We start from the raw sequence: 15,640 nt of genomic DNA on the forward strand, positions 1-15,640 counted from the left end.
CCTTTACAAATTGATTAAATGCCATAGCCAATACATTGGCCATATGCGATTAACAAAAGGGCGACAAATGTCGCCCTCACAAAAATTATGAACCTGAACGGTAATTTGGCGCTTCTTTAGTAATGGTCACATCGTGAACATGTGATTCACCCATGCCTGCTGAAGTCACTTTTACAAACTGTGCTTTTTCATTTAAATCTTTAATGGTGGCACAACCTGTTAACCCCATGCATGAACGTAAACCGCCCATGTGTTGGTGAATAATTTCTTTAATCTTGCCTTTATATGGTACACGGCCTTCAATACCTTCCGGTACTAACTTGTCAGCAGCGTTGTCACTTTGGAAATAACGATCTGATGAGCCTTGGGTTTGCCCCATTGCACCAAGCGATCCCATACCACGGTATGACTTATAAGCACGGCCTTGGTAAAGCTCAGTCTCACCTGGTGCTTCGTCAGTACCTGCAAACATAGAACCGGCCATGATACATGATGCACCTGCCGCTAATGCTTTCGCTAAGTCACCAGAGAAACGAATACCGCCATCAGCAATAACAGGAATGCCAAGCGCAAGCACTGCTTCTGCAGCATCAGACACCGCGGTTATTTGCGGCACACCCACACCGGTAACAATACGAGTAGTACAAATTGAACCAGGGCCAATACCCACCTTAACGGCATTAACACCTGCTTCGACTAACGCTAATGCGCCAGAAGCTGTTGCAACGTTACCACCAACAATTTGTAAATCTGGGTATTTAGCACGAGTGTCACGAATGCGTTGTAAAACACCTTCTGAATGGCCGTGAGATGAGTCAATTAGCAGTACGTCTACCCCCACTTTAACAAGCGCGTCGATACGCTCTTCGTTACCAGGGCCAGCACCTACCGCAGCACCTACACGTAAACGACCTAACTCGTCTTTACATGCATTTGGTTTACGCTCGGCTTTTTCGAAATCTTTTACGGTAATTAAGCCTTTAAGTTTAAAGTTGTCATTAACAACAAGTACTTTTTCAATACGGTGTGAATGCATTAACTTTTGCACTTCATCTAACTTGGTACCTTCTGGTACTGTCACTAGACGATCTTTTGGCGTCATCATGTCGGCAACGGTTTTGCTCCAATCGGTCACAAAGCGCACGTCACGGCCAGTAATAATACCGACAAGTTCGTGTGCATCATTTACCACAGGGTAACCGGCAAAGCCGTTATGTTCAGTCAGTATACGTAGATCAGTTAAGCTGGTAGCAGGTGTAACGGTAACAGGCTCTTGCACAATACCTGCTTCATAGCTTTTAACTTTACGCACTTCTTCGGCTTGTTGCTCAATGCTCATGTTTTTATGAATAAACCCTAAACCCCCTTCTTGCGCGATAGCAATTGCAAGACGAGATTCAGTTACAGTGTCCATCGCGGCAGACACAAGTGGAATATTTAATTCGATTTTATTCGTTAAACGAGTTTTGAGAACAGCGGTATTAGGGAGTACGGTCGAGTGGGCAGGAACCAACAACACATCATCAAAGGTTAGTGCATCTTTCAGTAAACGTAACATGGCAACATCTCCCTAGTTAAGTAGGATTTGAGGTGAAATATTGCGGCGAGATTATACCTTGCATATTACCGTTGGTAAATGGAAAATAGATTTTTATTACCTTTAGAATGAGAACACTCATGAGTGCCACAAAAAACAATGTTTACACTGTTTCGCAATTAAACGGCGAAGTCAGGCATATTCTTGAAGGTCAAATAGGAAAAATTTGGTTAAATGGTGAAATTTCAAACTTTTCCTCACCAAGTTCTGGCCATTGGTATCTCACGTTAAAAGACAGTCGCTCACAAATCCGTTGTGCCATGTTTAAAGGCCGTAATCAATCAGTACGCTTTAAACCCGTTAATGGTCAACAAGTGTTAGTTAAAGGCGCCATCAGCGTTTATGAGCCTCGTGGTGACTATCAACTGCTATTAGAGTCAATGCTACCTGCCGGCGACGGTTTGTTAGCACAAGAATTTGAAGCGTTAAAGCTCAAATTAGCCGCTGAAGGTTTATTTACCACAGAAACAAAACGCCCTATTCCACAAAACATTCAACGCATTGGTGTAATAACCTCTGCAACAGGCGCGGCATTGCGCGACATATTGCACGTATTAGCCAGACGCGACCCATCAATTGAAGTTATTGTTTATCCCACTCAGGTACAAGGCGCTGCGGCGAGCCAGTTAATTTGCCAAGCCATAGAGACAGCAAACCAACGCCTTGAAGTCGATGTACTATTACTGACCCGTGGTGGCGGCTCGTTGGAAGATTTATGGTGTTTTAACAGCGAACACTTAGCTCATGCCATTTACAACAGTGCTTTACCAGTCATTAGTGCTGTCGGCCATGAGATTGACACTACCATTAGTGACTATGTTGCCGATGTGCGCGCCCCCACGCCTTCTGCTGGAGCAGAACTGTTGTCTAAAGATAAAGGCAATAAAGCTGAAAAGCTTATTTTGTTGTTATCTCGCTTACAACAAGGAATGAAGCATTATCAATTACAGCAAAGCAGCCGCTTAACCCAGTTAACCCACCAACTTCAGCGACATGAGCCACAACGAAAACTGCAACAGTTTGAGCAGCGTTTCGATGAAATGCAAATGCGCTTAGAAAATGCCTTACAACATAAGCTGAGCCGTTTAACCTTGCGCCACCAGCAATTACATAATCGTTTACAACAACGCTCACCAGCGAACTCTTTAATACTCGAAAAACAGCGCCTACAGTATTTAACCGAACGGTTTAACGACGCCAGCAGCGACTATTTTAAACAGGCAGCGGTGCGCGTTGCACAGGCTGCTCACAAACTTGATACCGTCAGCCCATTGGCCACCTTAAGCCGTGGCTATTCAATCACTAGCACGAATCAACACGTTGTTGAAAATGCTCAACAGTTAATGTTGGGAGATGAAATTCACACCCGCTTAAAACACGGTGAAGTCACCTCGACCGTGACGAAAGTCATCAGTCACTAATATCTAAACCCAAAAAAGCCATCTTGCGATGGCTTTTTGTTTAATCAACCTCAGCTAGAGTTAATCTAGGGTTATCATTCACGAGGCTGAATCAATTGTCACTTGGTTACTGAGCCATTGGCGTAAGCACAATTTCTACACGGCGGTTTTGCGCACGACCATCGGCGGTATTGTTGCTGGCAATCGGGCTTGATTCACCCATGCCGGTTGCTGACACGCGTGAACCACTTACGTTTTGGCTAGTAATGTATTGTGCCACTTCACTGGCTCGCACTTGCGATAAACGTAGGTTGTATGACTCAGAACCAGAGCTGTCTGTGTAGCCGATAATGTTTAAGCGCGTATCGCTGTATTCTTTGGCAACCAAAACAACACTGTTTAACACCGATTTAGCACGTTCACTTAATACGGTTTGGTCAACGGCAAACGTGACTTCGTTTGGCATATTGAGGATAATGTTATCACCATCACGAGTGACACTAACGCCAGTAGACTGTAATTGCTTGCGCAATTTAGCTTCTTGCACATCCATATAATAACCAATACCACCGCCGACAGCCGCACCAGATGCAGCCCCAATCAATGCACCTTTACCACGATCTTTCTTACTGGATGAAGCAACACCAATTGCTGCACCGCCAATCGCACCAATAATTGCGCCATTGGTCGCTTTAGCATTTTCAGACTCGCCAGTATAAGGGTTTGGTAATTGGCAACCTGACAACAACAGCGCCGTCCCCAATAAAGAGCCACATAACAACGATGATTTTAATTTAACTAACATACACTCTCCTAAATACTTATTTTTTAATGTAATAAGTAAAAAACTGAGGACCTCAAAAAACGTCATTCTACCTTAGGTGAATCTGATGTTTACGTTATTTTTTGTTCATCAAACGACGACAGCATGCCAATGCGCCGAATAAGCTAACCATTAGCCAGGACAACGCACCGCCATGTACATCTTCCACATATACCGTATCACGATCGCCACTTTCAAGCGGCAATGCATACAATGAATCAAGATCATCACTGCTGATGGTAGCTACAGGGTCGGCATAACCTAGCTCGTATAAGTCAATTAACACATCGTAGTGATCAGTTTGATAACCGTTAGCTAGAGTGGTTAATACTTCATAATCATCAAAGCTTGAGTCAGCGTTGAGCGTGAATACGTCAGTCGAGTAATAATGGATCCAAGGACCACCGTTTTGGCTTAAATATAATTCAGCAAAAACATCAGCTTGAACTTCGCCACCACTGCTATTGATGTCTGCATCGAAGGTCACGCTAAAGGTTTGGTAAAACCCGTCGTAATCGTAATCTTCGTATAAACGCGTTTGAGCATCATAAAATGAGAAGTCATAATAAATGACCTGATTTTGCTGAGCTAACGCCCGTAACTGTTGGTTTTCTTGAGTAGCAGCTGCTTTTTGATGAACAACCATACGTTGTTCGCGCGTCATTTTTAAGTGGGTATCAGCTGTAGCGGTTAGTAACGTCGCTTGTTGATGCAAAGCCGCCACTTGGGTTTCATTATTGTCGCTAACGGGCGCATCCAATAATCTTGCCTGGCTTACCGCGCCATTGACCTGAATCGCAGTGACTTCTTCACTATTAGCGTCAGCAGAACTTAACCCCATAGCACATGCTACGCATAAACTGATTCCTAATTTAACATGACTCAATGATGTTGCTTTACTGATGTAATTTGAATATGGGTTCATGGTGATTCCTCGCAACCATTAATGTTGCAGTCATTAAACCGCACTCAAAATGAACACAAGCTGAACATTACCAAACAGTTAACTCCCCACGTTATCCTATCGTCATGCCGTTATTGTCATTCAGTTAATGTTCATCTGTCAGCCGGTATACTTACCCAACCACTCATTTTGAATCGACTCCCAGTGCAATTGTTTAAGTAGATGTTTCTATATAGAAAAGGATCTTTTACACTAGCGGTAATGAGGTAAATAGGATTAACACTATGCAGCGAATGTTCAAACTTAAAGCCACTCTTTTAGGCTTGATGTTACTGATTTCATTACCCAGCGTTGCTGGCGCTTCGCCTGTTTTATCGTTAAGTACTGTCGCCCCATTTGAGCTTGCTCCTGGCCTTAAAGACAATCGCCAAAGTAACAATAATTTGGTGGTAACTAGCGCACAACAAGCCATTCAAATTGCCAAGCGCAGTTACTCCGGCAAGGTGTTAAAAGTTCAATCTAGCAGTGTGAATGGACACCCTGGGTACCGAGTCAAACTACTTACCAATGATGGCGTTATTTTTTATGTCACTGTTGACGCCACCAATGGTTCAGTTAGAAGGAACTAGCCCATGAGATTATTACTGGTCGAAGACGACTTAGCCTTACAAGCTAACATTAAGCAGCACCTTATTGAGGCACAGTACACTGTCGATGTTGCTTCTGATGGTGAAGAAGGCTTATTCCAAGCCCAAGAATATCAATATGATGTGGCGATAATTGATGTCGGGTTACCTAAACTTGATGGGTTAACCTTAATAAGCCAGTTGCGCGAACAAAATATTAGCTACCCTATTATTATTTTAACTGCTCGAGACAGCTGGCAAGACAAAGTCATTGGTCTTGATGCCGGAGCGGATGATTATTTAAGTAAACCATTTCAATTAGAAGAGTTAGTCGCACGCATTAATGCATTAATACGTCGCTCAGCAGGCAAAGCCAGCCCTGTGATTCAAAATGGACCATTTAGTATTAATACCCGCAGCCTTGAAATTAAAATGCACCAAGAAGTCGTCAATTTAAGCGGATCTGAATACAAATTATTTGAATACCTGATGTTGCACCCTGGTTCTGTGCATTCAAAAAGCAGTTTGATTGAGCATATTTACGATCAAGATTTCGATTTAGATTCCAACGTTATCGAAGTGTTTATTCGCCGCTTGCGTAAAAAACTCGACCCAGACAATCAATACCAACTCATTGAAACTTTACGAGGCCAAGGTTATCGTTTGCGTCAATTAGGGCAGCATGAATAAGTTATTAGGCTCGCTTAAAGTTCGCATAGTGGTCAGTGCGTTACTGCTTATTTTGGGGTTATTGCCCATCATTGGCATTACCGTTAATAATGCCTTTGAAACCCAAATAAACGTTGCCGCCAAAAACCAACTAAAAGCTTATGTGTATTCAGTGTTAGCCATGGCAGAAGTGGAAAACGATGAATTACTCATGCCTGAGCATCTGCTCGAGAATCAATTTAATGTTATCGGCTCCGGACTTTATGCACTGATAACCACTAAAGATAACCAATTATTGTGGAGTTCTAATTCGTTTTTAGGCTTAAATACTCCAATCAACTTACCCAAGCCTGCAACGGGTAGAAACAGTTACGGCAGCGTGTTAATTAACGACACGCCGCAATTAATTTACAGTTACAGTGTCAGTTTCGCCACCAGCGAGCACCCTTTTACCATGACACTGCACATCATTAAAAATCAACAAGAATACCAACAACAAATTAGCCAATTTTCAAAGACGTTATGGACCTGGTTATTAATCTTAATGGCACTGTTATTTAGCGTGCAATTGAGTTGGTTGTTATGGACCTTAAAGCCGTTAGGCAAATTCAGTCAAGAACTCAGTGCCGTTGAGCAAGGTAAGTCGATGCAGCTAAGCACCCAATACCCTATAGAGTTGCAAAAGGTGGCTAAGCAGCTTAATACCTTGCTGCAAACAGAGCAAAATCAGCGTAAACGCTACCGTAATGCCCTTGCCGATTTAGCCCATAGTTTAAAAACGCCACTGGCAGTCATGCAAACTCAAGCCAATTTAAATGACGCATCGTTAGAACAAATTAATCGTATTAATCAAATTGTGGCTTATCAACTAAAGCGGGCACAAAGTGCTGCTGGCACGGGTTGGCACCTTGGGGTCAGTGTTGATGATATTGCGGCACGATTAATACGCACCTTAGGTAAAATTTATCAACAGCAACAGCTGACTATTGACTATCACGGTGATGCCAACGCGCGCTTTAAAGGTGATGAGTCAGACTTAACTGAAATGCTGGGCAACGTGTTAGACAATGCCTGCAAAGCGGCCAATAGCCGAGTGTTACTCACGGTTAAACAATTACCCAACAGTTTACATATCTGCATTGAGGATGATGGTGCTGGCGTACCTAAAGACAAGCAACAACAGATTTTTGAGCGAGGCATGCGAGCTGACACCTACGCACAAGGCCATGGGATTGGTTTGGCGATTGTGCGCGATTTAGTCGATAGCTACCATGGTACATTAACGGTGGGACAATCATCGACTTTGGGCGGCGCCAGATTTGAGTTTGAATTTACCCATTAATCAATGCCCAGATAAAAATCATCGCCGTTTTTCCTCCTTCATTAGTTAACTTTCAGCTTATGTTCATCTTCGGGTCGTTATGATGAGTTTAACAGTCATCAATGACACTGGAGATAACATGAAAAAAGCCATTCAAACACCCGCTAAAGCACTGATTGCATTAGCCTTGGTTTGCATGCCATTAGCAAGTGTGCAAGCCGCACAACCTACCGAGTCATACACTTATAATACAGTGGATGAAGTCGTTAGTGATGCAGAATTAGCACAAATGCTCGCGCCTATCGCGCTATATCCAGACAGCCTATTAACTCACATACTGATTGCGTCTACTTACCCGCTTGAAATCGTCCAAGCCAAACGCTGGTTAACCAGCCAGGGTGATCGCGATACCAGCCAAATTATGACCGCGGTAGAGTCACAAGATTGGGACCCAAGCGTGAAAGCTTTGGTGGCCTTCCCTAATGTACTTGAACGTTTAAATGACGATTTAGTCTGGACTCAAAACCTCGGTGATGCCTTTTTACAAGACGAAGGCCGCTTACTTGACACTATCCAGTCGTTAAGACAGCAAGCAGATGAGGCCAATAACCTAGCCGATCTTGAACAAGTTAAAGTCACACGAGTTGAGCGTAGGATTATTATTGAATCTGTTCGTCCTGAAATAGTGTATGTACCTTACTATGACAGCCGCATTGTTTATGGCAACTGGCGTTGGAACCGATACCCACCAGTATATTGGCATGCACCAGCTTATGTACATTACCGCCCAAGTCACCGTGCGATATTTTGGGATGCTGGTGTGCGCATTAGCTTTAACTTCTTTTTTAGTGGTTTCCATTGGCATGATCGCCGTGTCATTGCAGTACCGGTACATAAAAACTATCGTTATTACACGCCACGTAAAATTAGCTACAGCCACGGTGCACAGCATTGGCAACATAAACCGAAACATCGTAAAGGTGTGGCTTATCGCAGCCAAGTAGTGAGTAAGCGTTACAATGGACATTATGAGCAACGCCATAAGCCAGTGACCTATTCACGTGAGACAAAACGTCAGATGGTTAATGAGCCTCGTAAACAAGTGAGTCACAGCACGAAACAAGACAAGCGCAATAAACATTCAACAGTAAAGAGCGTAAACCGTAATCAAGTAGTAGAACATCGCAGCACAACACTAAAGCGTGAGCTAAGCCAGCAGCGTCAGACTAAATCGTTTGATCGTAAAGGTGAGCCAATGCGTTCGAGCTACAGTAATAAGCGCGATGTGGTGAATAATAAATCCAAGTATGAGGCAAAACCGGTAACCAATGTGGCTCAAAAGTCACGACATGTTGAATCTAAAAAAGCTGCAACGCAAAAAGTACAACGTGCAGCAAAAGTAGAACAAACACGTCAACCACAAGCCGCTTCGCGTAATGTTCAGCAAGTGGTAAAACAACAAAGCAGAAGCGAGCCCAAACAAGTGCGTTCTGTCACTCGAAGTGCACCGCAAAAAGCACAGCGCTCAAGCAATTCTCAACGTAGCATGAGCAGCCAACAGCGCAGCAACTCATCGAGGCAAGCAAGCCACTCAATCAGCAATAAACAAACAAGAGAAAAACATTAGGGCCGCAAAATAAAAACAGCATGAGTTTGAGCTCATGCTGTTTTTATTTTTAGTCTCTAAGCATGTTATGCCAATCCGTTTATGAGATGGCAGGTAAGCTGATGCATACCGATAATCCCTGCGGCTCAATACGGCGTAAAGTCAATTCACCTTGATGTAAACTAATAATATGTTGGCAAATCGACAAACCTAACCCTGCCCCCTGCGAAGCATTTTCGTCGACCCGGTAAAAGCGATTTTGAGCTAAACTGATTTGCTCATCTGTCATACCACTGCCCTGATCGCTCACATAAATGTGAATAGCCGCATGGGTTTGTTCAGCACGAACGGTAATTACAGAATCTGTCGGGCTATATTTACAAGCATTCTCAATGACATTTTTTAACACTAGCTCCAAATAAAATGGATCGGCATTAACCATTAACTCATTGGGAATATCAATGTGCCATTGGTAATCGGCGATTAAATGCAACAATTGATTAATCACATTATCGATAACCGCTTGAAGCAGGCAGTCTTGACGATTTAAGGCATCTATCGCATCAACCCGTGATAACAATAACAACTGCTCTACCGTGTGGCTGATACGGTTAACCCCTTCATCAATAGCGTTAATATAAGGCAACGTAGCTTGTTGAACCGACTCTCCATGAACCGACAACTCATCACTTAACCCATCACTATGAAGCTTGATAATGGCTAGAGGAGTTTTAAGCTCATGAGCAGCATCGGCACTAAAACGGCGTTCCCGGACAAGGGTTTCGTTAATGCGCTGTAAATAGTTATTGAGTGCTTTTTGAGTTGAGCCTAACTCTGTCGGTAAGGCGTAATTAATGGGTGTTAAATCTTGGGCTGACCGATTAGCGAGGTTTCGCTCGAGTAATTTCACAGGTTTAAACAAATAGTAAGTCACTAATAGCATGATTAGCATCATCACAGGGGTAATGAGTAAAGGGGCTCGCCATGAGTTGTTAATGATCATCGAGACGATTTCTTGGCGAACATCATCGCGTTGTGCGGTAATAATCCACACTTGCTTAGGTTGAGAGAAAAAACTGTACACATGCCATAAATTACCGTCAACAATGCGGGTGTCATAGCCCTGAGTAAAGTGGGTCAATAATTGCTCGCCTGAGCTATCAGAATACGCCAATATTTGCCCTTGCTCTGACAATAATTGAAACGATAATTTGTGTTCATATGACAAGGTGACAGCGTTGGCTTTCTCGGCCAAGGTTTCAATTTGCGAGTCAGCAACATGAAATAACACCGGCTGTTTAATAAGAGCGTTAAGTTGCGAAGCACTGAGCTGATTAACATAAAATTGCTCAAGCACTTTAGCCGTTTGTACCATTTGGGCATCAAACAGTTCTTCGACCTCATGGGTTGCATCACGATGACTTAACATGCTCGAAAATGTCACCGTCAACACAATGCCAACAAGCATCAATAAACTTAACAATAATCGTAATGAAAACATAATATCCTTATCTACACCGCAGTTTGGCGACCAATGACTATAGCGTGTCAGTCAAAATATAACCGATACCCCGTACGGTTTTAATGAGTTCTGTGGCGGTTTTCTTACGTAAATGATGAATGTGCACCTCAATGGAGTTACTGCCCACCTCATCCCAGCCGTAAGTTAACTGTTCCAATTGATTACGCGTTAATACACGCCCGGCAGATTGAGCAAACTCCAGTAGCACTTGGTATTCACGGCGCGATAATGACACCAATTCGCCACGAAAATGCACCTCGCAACGAGTAAAATCGATATTGAGTGCGCCATAACTAAATTGATTATTATCGAGCCCATGTTGGCGCCTAATAATTGCCCGTAACCTAGCAATAAGCTCTCTGACGTCAAAGGGTTTACTTAAATAGTCATCGGCCCCAATGTCTAGGCAATCGAGGCGGGTATCAAAATCGGTATTGGCCGTTAACACTATAATGGGTAATGATACGCCAGAGCGGCGCCACAGTTTGAGCAAATCGGCGCCATTACCGTCAGGTAAACCTAAATCTAAAATGATTGCGCTAAAGTCTTCATTATCAAGTGCCACTTGGGCTTGTTTATAGGAAGGTAAATGGTCGACTTGAATGCCTTCTTTTGCCAAACTCATCACCACGCCTTGAGCCAGTAACTTATTATCTTCAACCAGCAATACACGCATTGTTTTAACCTCGAAAGACTTTAAAATCGACACCTTGTTGCTGTAAAAAGGCTTCAGCATCTGGCCCTTTTAACATCGACATGGTGGCTAACATACCGGCCATCACACAATTTTGCGCAAGCACGGTAACCGATAAAGGTGCTTGCTCAACTGGATAACCTGTTTTAGGATTAATAATATGCCCATAGCGCCTGCCATCAACTTCAATGTAGCGGCGAGTGGTTCCACTGGTGGCTAATGCCCCTTGGCGTATGGTTAATAGCGCTGCGGCATTATCTAAATGCAGCGGATTTTCAATCCCGACCTGCCAGCCATCGGCTTTGCTGATTGGGCAAGCAATATCGCCACCAAAGTTAACCAACACCGAATAATCCGGCCATTGCTTTGCAAGCATCTGCGCGGTTTTATCAACCGCATATTCTTTACCTATGCCCCCAAAATCAATACTCATGCCAGAGGGCAAATACACATGGTTATCGGTCAGCGTCATTCGCGATAAACCAACATGCTGTATGGCCTGCGTTATATCGCTGTGTTTTGGTAAGCGCTGCTGACCGTCAAAACGCCATAATGACATTAACGCACAGGCACTAATGTCAAAGGCGCCATCACTCAATTGATAGCATTGTTGGGCAAATTGAAATAAATGTAAGGTCTCGGCATCAATGGGCTTTGCGACACCGTTAGCATGATTTAAATGCCAGATAACATTGCCTTCAATAAAACGACTAAATTTTTGTTCAATACGCTTCGCTTCTTGAAACGCCAATTGCAGCATTTGCTCGGCAATGTACGGATCGCTAACGGCCATCAACACTTCACAGGGGCTAGCCATCGCCCTAAACGAACCTAAAAAGCCCCACTCGCGGGGCTGTATACTAATGTTATTTGCCTGTGAGTTTGTCGAATTAGCGGCCATGAGACTCTCGTTTATAGCATTAGGCCATGATGACTCATGCAATAATGGCCTACTATTCAAATTATGACACTAGGCCCACATTAAAACGAATAACTGACTTGAGCAACAATCGCTTTCACTGACGGGAACAAATCATAGTTTTGTAATTGCCCCGGGATGTCAGTGCCGTTGTTTTCAGGGTTTTGCTGATAATACTCAAGACGATATGTCATCTCGTGCCCACCCGATAAACGCTGGCCAAATTTAAGCCCAATGGTATATGCCGTCATATCACCTATCCGGTAATCGGCGCTGGCATATTCTGGTAACGCATCGCCGGCCATTAGGAAAGGTTGATAGAACTCAGCCGCTTGCTGTTGGTAGTAACGCAAGTGTAACTGACCATAAAAACTCGGGCTAAAGTAATAACGATAATGCGTTTCTAACGTGTGCGAAGTGATGTCCCAGTCATCTGTACTGTAGCGATATGAGAAATCCACCACACCAGAATCAAGCGCGCCTTTCGTCATTAAAAACACACTGTGTTTTAAGCGAGAATCTGGACGGTTCTCATAACGATAACCTTGGGTTAATCCGTTAACGTCTACTTCGCTTAATATTTTATAAGGGTCGGTCATGTAACCCGAGACACTCGACAAACCATAATTAGCTTGCATCAACCAGTTACGGTTTAGGATCTGAGTCACGCCTATCATCACATCCGTCGTTTGCTTGGTATCGTCACCCTCTAAACGGGTTTGATCAAACGCAGCTTGATACTCAGCGTCACTGTTATAGTCTGAACGAAACACCATTTCAGACAACGCCACAGGACGGCCACCAACAGGGTCAACAACGTCATGAGTAAATGCCCCCGACAACGCGAGTGTGGTGTTGTTTTTGTTAAAACTACGTTCTATCCCGCCGTTTAACCCCATTGATAAATAATCAAACTCTTTAGAGGCATATACGCCAACATTGCCGGTCCAATCTTGATTTAAGATCTCTTGCCAATTGGCACTTAACTGTACGCGAGTATCATGAAAAGTATCGTCTAGTGGCGTTTCACCCGCCTTCACTGTGTATTCGCCTTTACCTGATGGACGCGTAAATGTTTGGCTTTGCGCTTGAGCAACCGCACCGGATGCAGAGGCACCGGTTAAGCTATCAACTACGATCTTTAGGTCTAATAATGACGAGTCGCCAAAGGCTTTTTGTACATTGCCTATCGCTTCTGCAGCTTGTACACGGTCTTGCTCACCGTAATACATAATCGCTGCATCGACTTTCCAATCATCGTTAGCAGGCAGGGTCTCTGCCGCTTGGCTTTGGCCAATAAGGCTACAACTGGCTAGCGCCAATGCACTCGCAATACTTTGTGTTGACGTTAGTTGCATCCACAACCTCCACCGGCTAATGAACGGCCACCACTGGTGCCTTCCTTACTGAAATAAATGTGATCATCTAATGCTAAATCCAGCTTCTCGCTGTTAAGCGCCATGTCTTCACGGGCAAATTGATCTTTTTCCCATGGTTGTACACCTAAACTCGAACAACCAAGCAAACTGCTGGCAATAGCTAGTGCCAGCACGGTTTTGATTAAAGGGTTATGTGGCAGATTACTCATGCGATGACTCCTGTAACAACAATTGAATTTCTTGCTCATATGCAGGAATATTTTCTTGATAAAATCCCACATGAGTTTGTACCAGTTGCCCCTGGCGATTAAACAAAAAGCTGCTTGGCATACCTTGTAAATCATAGGCTTTAGCAACATCACCTTCGGGGTTAAAAACAAGATTAAAATCGGCTGGTAATTTAGCCAAAAACTCATGAGCAAGTGCACTATCAACATCAAGGTTAATGGCCACCACTGCTAATCCTTGCTGTTGATATTTTGCATGCATGGCATTCATCCAAGGAAATGACTTACGGCATGGCCCACACCAAGAAGCCCAAAAGTCGACATAAACCACTTTACCGGCATATTGCTGTAAACTGACCGATTGCCCCTGAGCGTTTAATACTGAATGTTCTAACGACGGGGCTGCATACGCCGCCGAGCTTAGACTCAGTGCCACACTCAATAGGGTAAAACTGAATTTATTTGTGAGAGAAAATAACTTTTTAGACATTCTATTTTCACCTTATGATTTGATAAGTAACACACTAGGTTACCAGTCTTAAGGTTTACTTAAGCTAAAAACAGATTTTGAACATTAGTGCCAAACAGCCAGTAATGTCACCCGCATTAGCCACCAATCATTTTGGATACTATGCCTTTTTCATCAGTTGATTCGGCAATGAATATACCAGCCACGTGCAAGCTGATAAACGGAATAAAGTACCATAACGCCAGTTTATGTATTGTTTCTGCTTGATGTTCTATGGCCTCTGGACCAAATTTGATTAGTAACCCGGTGATCACCGACAAGGCAACGCCGGCATAAAACACCCAATACACCCATGCTTGGAACTTTTGCTTTGTTGTCGATTGGCGGCTCAATGGCGAAGGATAATGCAGGCCAAATTTAGCCATATACACAAAGCGAGCAAACACCAAAACACTTACCGCATAACCAAAGTAAATATGCCATTTAAACATCACCCCGCGGATCACTTTCGCAATACTTACCGCTTGTTTATCGGTGATCAAGACATCAATATTGGCTAAGCCTTGAGTCATCAGGGCTGCCATATGATTTTTCTCCATCCAGCCTAAACGCAACAATACGGTTAATAACATCACCAGCATGGACAAGGCCAATCCCCAGTGAAGAAAACGATGAAGTAATGGAAAATTGGATTGAGTATACATATACACCTCGATAGATTAAGTTAACCACTGCATTATTGCCCCTTAAACTTAACAATCACTTATGGTTTAGGGTTGTATTCGTAATATGACTGACCGAGCAGCAAGATAAATATGAAAGGGATTTATGAATAGGGCGTTCTCATGGCTGAATTTTTTAAACGTACACAAACCTTAGCACTGCTGATTGCCGGTATTGGTACATCGTTAGGTGGGCTTTATACTATCGCGCCTCAATGGGCTTTAGCCCAGTTAAACCAATTGCCCTATATTGTTAGCGACACAATATTTATTCAGCATTGGGGCTTTTTAGTATTGATGATGGGCTGTAGTTTCTTGATTGCGATATTTCGTAATGACTGGATCATCTCAGTGTTTTGGGTAGCATTAATTGAAAAATTATTTTTTGTCAGTTTAGTTATAGGTTATTCAAGCCAACCTTTTACCCATGGCTTTTGGTTATCCATGGCAATGGACAGTGTTATCTGCCTGTATATTGCCGGCTATCTATTGAGCTGTAGACAATCGAAAACTAAGACGCTCCAATAGCATCTACAGGTTCTTCACGATCACATTTTTTACAGTTCAGTTGCATACCTAAATGTTGTTTGCGACCAAGATCGGTAGTGACCCATTCACGGACACTCCAGGGTGGGTCATGGCGCACATGTTGAAAATGGCCACATACTAACTGGGCAACCCAATGCTCTTCTTCATCTTGGTGGTAAGCCATTATTGCTTGTCGCATGCATTTCCCTGTTAATATTGGGGCCACAAAAAAGC

17 protein-coding genes are annotated in these 15,640 nt (G+C 43.4%); 6 read left to right on the forward strand and 11 right to left on the reverse strand.

What is annotated here, in order from left to right; all coding sequences use genetic code 11:
- Positions 1–85 precede the first annotated feature (85 nt).
- On the reverse strand, positions 86–1,558 hold the full coding sequence (gene guaB / locus PQR79_RS05925; RefSeq protein WP_238107081.1) for an IMP dehydrogenase: 1,473 nt from the start codon (positions 1,556–1,558) through the stop codon (positions 86–88).
- Between the two features lie 119 nt (positions 1,559–1,677).
- Between guaB and xseA the strand changes: the two genes are divergently transcribed.
- Complete coding sequence (gene xseA, locus PQR79_RS05930) at positions 1,678–3,018, forward strand: exodeoxyribonuclease VII large subunit (protein WP_238107080.1); 1,341 nt, start codon at positions 1,678–1,680, stop codon at positions 3,016–3,018.
- 106 nt (positions 3,019–3,124) lie between these two features.
- Here xseA and PQR79_RS05935 read toward each other — a convergent pair whose 3' ends face one another.
- Both PQR79_RS05935 and PQR79_RS05940 read right to left on the reverse strand, forming a co-directional pair.
- Positions 3,125–3,802 (reverse strand): YiaD family glycine zipper/OmpA-like lipoprotein, encoded by a 678-nt coding sequence (locus PQR79_RS05935; protein WP_238107079.1) that lies wholly within the window; start codon positions 3,800–3,802, stop codon positions 3,125–3,127.
- 94 nt (positions 3,803–3,896) lie between these two features.
- A complete protein-coding gene (locus PQR79_RS05940) occupies positions 3,897–4,745 on the reverse strand; it encodes a choice-of-anchor H family protein (protein WP_238107078.1) in 849 nt (282 codons plus the stop codon).
- A gap of 263 nt (positions 4,746–5,008) precedes the next feature.
- On the opposite strand from PQR79_RS05940, the gene PQR79_RS05945 reads away from it, so the two are divergent.
- The 4 genes from PQR79_RS05945 to PQR79_RS05960 all read left to right on the forward strand — a co-directional run bounded on the left by PQR79_RS05945 (position 5,009) and on the right by PQR79_RS05960 (position 8,967).
- On the forward strand, positions 5,009–5,353 hold the full coding sequence (locus PQR79_RS05945; protein WP_238107077.1) for a PepSY domain-containing protein: 345 nt from the start codon (positions 5,009–5,011) through the stop codon (positions 5,351–5,353).
- A 3-nt stretch (positions 5,354–5,356) separates the two neighbouring features.
- Positions 5,357–6,040, forward strand: coding sequence for a response regulator transcription factor (locus PQR79_RS05950; protein WP_238107076.1), 684 nt, complete (start codon positions 5,357–5,359; stop codon positions 6,038–6,040).
- On the forward strand, positions 6,033–7,361 hold the full coding sequence (locus PQR79_RS05955) for an ATP-binding protein (protein WP_238107075.1): 1,329 nt from the start codon (positions 6,033–6,035) through the stop codon (positions 7,359–7,361). Before PQR79_RS05950 ends, PQR79_RS05955 begins: the two co-directional genes overlap by 8 nt.
- 118 nt (positions 7,362–7,479) lie before the next feature.
- Complete coding sequence (locus PQR79_RS05960) at positions 7,480–8,967, forward strand: DUF3300 domain-containing protein (protein WP_238107074.1); 1,488 nt, start codon at positions 7,480–7,482, stop codon at positions 8,965–8,967.
- Positions 8,968–9,046: 79 nt separating this feature from the next.
- On the opposite strand, the gene PQR79_RS05965 is transcribed toward PQR79_RS05960, so the two are convergent.
- The 7 genes from PQR79_RS05965 to PQR79_RS05995 all read right to left on the reverse strand — a co-directional run bounded on the left by PQR79_RS05965 (position 9,047) and on the right by PQR79_RS05995 (position 14,860).
- Entirely contained in the window at positions 9,047–10,447 is a 1,401-nt protein-coding gene (locus PQR79_RS05965) for a sensor histidine kinase (protein WP_238107073.1), read from the reverse strand.
- A 37-nt stretch (positions 10,448–10,484) separates the two neighbouring features.
- On the reverse strand, positions 10,485–11,144 hold the full coding sequence (locus tag PQR79_RS05970; RefSeq protein WP_238107072.1) for a response regulator: 660 nt from the start codon (positions 11,142–11,144) through the stop codon (positions 10,485–10,487).
- Between the two features lie 4 nt (positions 11,145–11,148).
- Complete coding sequence (locus PQR79_RS05975; RefSeq protein ID WP_238107071.1) at positions 11,149–12,063, reverse strand: FAD:protein FMN transferase; 915 nt, start codon at positions 12,061–12,063, stop codon at positions 11,149–11,151.
- Positions 12,064–12,143: 80 nt separating this feature from the next.
- Positions 12,144–13,439, reverse strand: coding sequence for a DUF3570 domain-containing protein (locus PQR79_RS05980; RefSeq protein ID WP_238107070.1), 1,296 nt, complete (start codon positions 13,437–13,439; stop codon positions 12,144–12,146).
- Positions 13,430–13,669 carry a DUF4266 domain-containing protein gene (locus tag PQR79_RS05985; protein ID WP_238107069.1) on the reverse strand — a complete coding sequence of 80 codons (240 nt, stop codon included), beginning with the start codon at positions 13,667–13,669 and terminating at the stop codon, positions 13,430–13,432. The genes PQR79_RS05980 and PQR79_RS05985 overlap by 10 nt, the downstream gene beginning before the upstream one ends.
- On the reverse strand, positions 13,662–14,177 hold the full coding sequence (locus PQR79_RS05990) for a TlpA disulfide reductase family protein (RefSeq protein ID WP_238107068.1): 516 nt from the start codon (positions 14,175–14,177) through the stop codon (positions 13,662–13,664). The genes PQR79_RS05985 and PQR79_RS05990 overlap by 8 nt, the downstream gene beginning before the upstream one ends.
- Positions 14,178–14,293: 116 nt before the next feature.
- On the reverse strand, positions 14,294–14,860 hold the full coding sequence (locus PQR79_RS05995; RefSeq protein ID WP_274408420.1) for a cytochrome b/b6 domain-containing protein: 567 nt from the start codon (positions 14,858–14,860) through the stop codon (positions 14,294–14,296).
- 141 nt (positions 14,861–15,001) lie between these two features.
- Here PQR79_RS05995 and PQR79_RS06000 point away from each other — a divergent pair, with 141 nt between their 5' ends.
- Positions 15,002–15,406, forward strand: coding sequence for a hypothetical protein (locus PQR79_RS06000; protein ID WP_238107067.1), 405 nt, complete (start codon positions 15,002–15,004; stop codon positions 15,404–15,406).
- Here PQR79_RS06000 and PQR79_RS06005 read toward each other — a convergent pair.
- Entirely contained in the window at positions 15,390–15,605 is a 216-nt protein-coding gene (locus PQR79_RS06005; RefSeq protein ID WP_238107066.1) for a DUF3565 domain-containing protein, read from the reverse strand. The genes PQR79_RS06000 and PQR79_RS06005 overlap by 17 nt on opposite strands.
- Between the last annotated feature and the right edge of the window lie 35 nt (positions 15,606–15,640).

The organism is Shewanella metallivivens (genome assembly GCF_028750675.1).
Classification (GTDB): Bacteria; Pseudomonadota; Gammaproteobacteria; order Enterobacterales; family Shewanellaceae; genus Shewanella; species Shewanella metallivivens.

Coding starts and splice junctions, on each gene's coding strand:
- PQR79_RS05975 (WP_238107071.1), bottom strand. CDS start 12,063: ATGGCCGCTAATTCGACAAACTCACAGGCAAATAACATTAGTATACAG.
- PQR79_RS05990 (WP_238107068.1), bottom strand. CDS start 14,177: ATGTCTAAAAAGTTATTTTCTCTCACAAATAAATTCAGTTTTACCCTA.
- PQR79_RS05980 (WP_238107070.1), bottom strand. CDS start 13,439: ATGCAACTAACGTCAACACAAAGTATTGCGAGTGCATTGGCGCTAGCC.
- PQR79_RS05970 (WP_238107072.1), bottom strand. CDS start 11,144: ATGCGTGTATTGCTGGTTGAAGATAATAAGTTACTGGCTCAAGGCGTG.
- PQR79_RS06000 (WP_238107067.1), top strand. CDS start 15,002: ATGGCTGAATTTTTTAAACGTACACAAACCTTAGCACTGCTGATTGCC.
- PQR79_RS05950 (WP_238107076.1), top strand. CDS start 5,357: ATGAGATTATTACTGGTCGAAGACGACTTAGCCTTACAAGCTAACATT.
- PQR79_RS05935 (WP_238107079.1), bottom strand. CDS start 3,802: ATGTTAGTTAAATTAAAATCATCGTTGTTATGTGGCTCTTTATTGGGG.
- PQR79_RS05945 (WP_238107077.1), top strand. CDS start 5,009: ATGCAGCGAATGTTCAAACTTAAAGCCACTCTTTTAGGCTTGATGTTA.
- PQR79_RS05965 (WP_238107073.1), bottom strand. CDS start 10,447: ATGTTTTCATTACGATTATTGTTAAGTTTATTGATGCTTGTTGGCATT.
- PQR79_RS05955 (WP_238107075.1), top strand. CDS start 6,033: ATGAATAAGTTATTAGGCTCGCTTAAAGTTCGCATAGTGGTCAGTGCG.
- xseA (WP_238107080.1), top strand. CDS start 1,678: ATGAGTGCCACAAAAAACAATGTTTACACTGTTTCGCAATTAAACGGC.
- guaB (WP_238107081.1), bottom strand. CDS start 1,558: ATGTTACGTTTACTGAAAGATGCACTAACCTTTGATGATGTGTTGTTG.
- PQR79_RS05960 (WP_238107074.1), top strand. CDS start 7,480: ATGAAAAAAGCCATTCAAACACCCGCTAAAGCACTGATTGCATTAGCC.
- PQR79_RS05995 (WP_274408420.1), bottom strand. CDS start 14,860: ATGTATACTCAATCCAATTTTCCATTACTTCATCGTTTTCTTCACTGG.
- PQR79_RS06005 (WP_238107066.1), bottom strand. CDS start 15,605: ATGCGACAAGCAATAATGGCTTACCACCAAGATGAAGAAGAGCATTGG.
- PQR79_RS05985 (WP_238107069.1), bottom strand. CDS start 13,669: ATGAGTAATCTGCCACATAACCCTTTAATCAAAACCGTGCTGGCACTA.
- PQR79_RS05940 (WP_238107078.1), bottom strand. CDS start 4,745: ATGAACCCATATTCAAATTACATCAGTAAAGCAACATCATTGAGTCAT.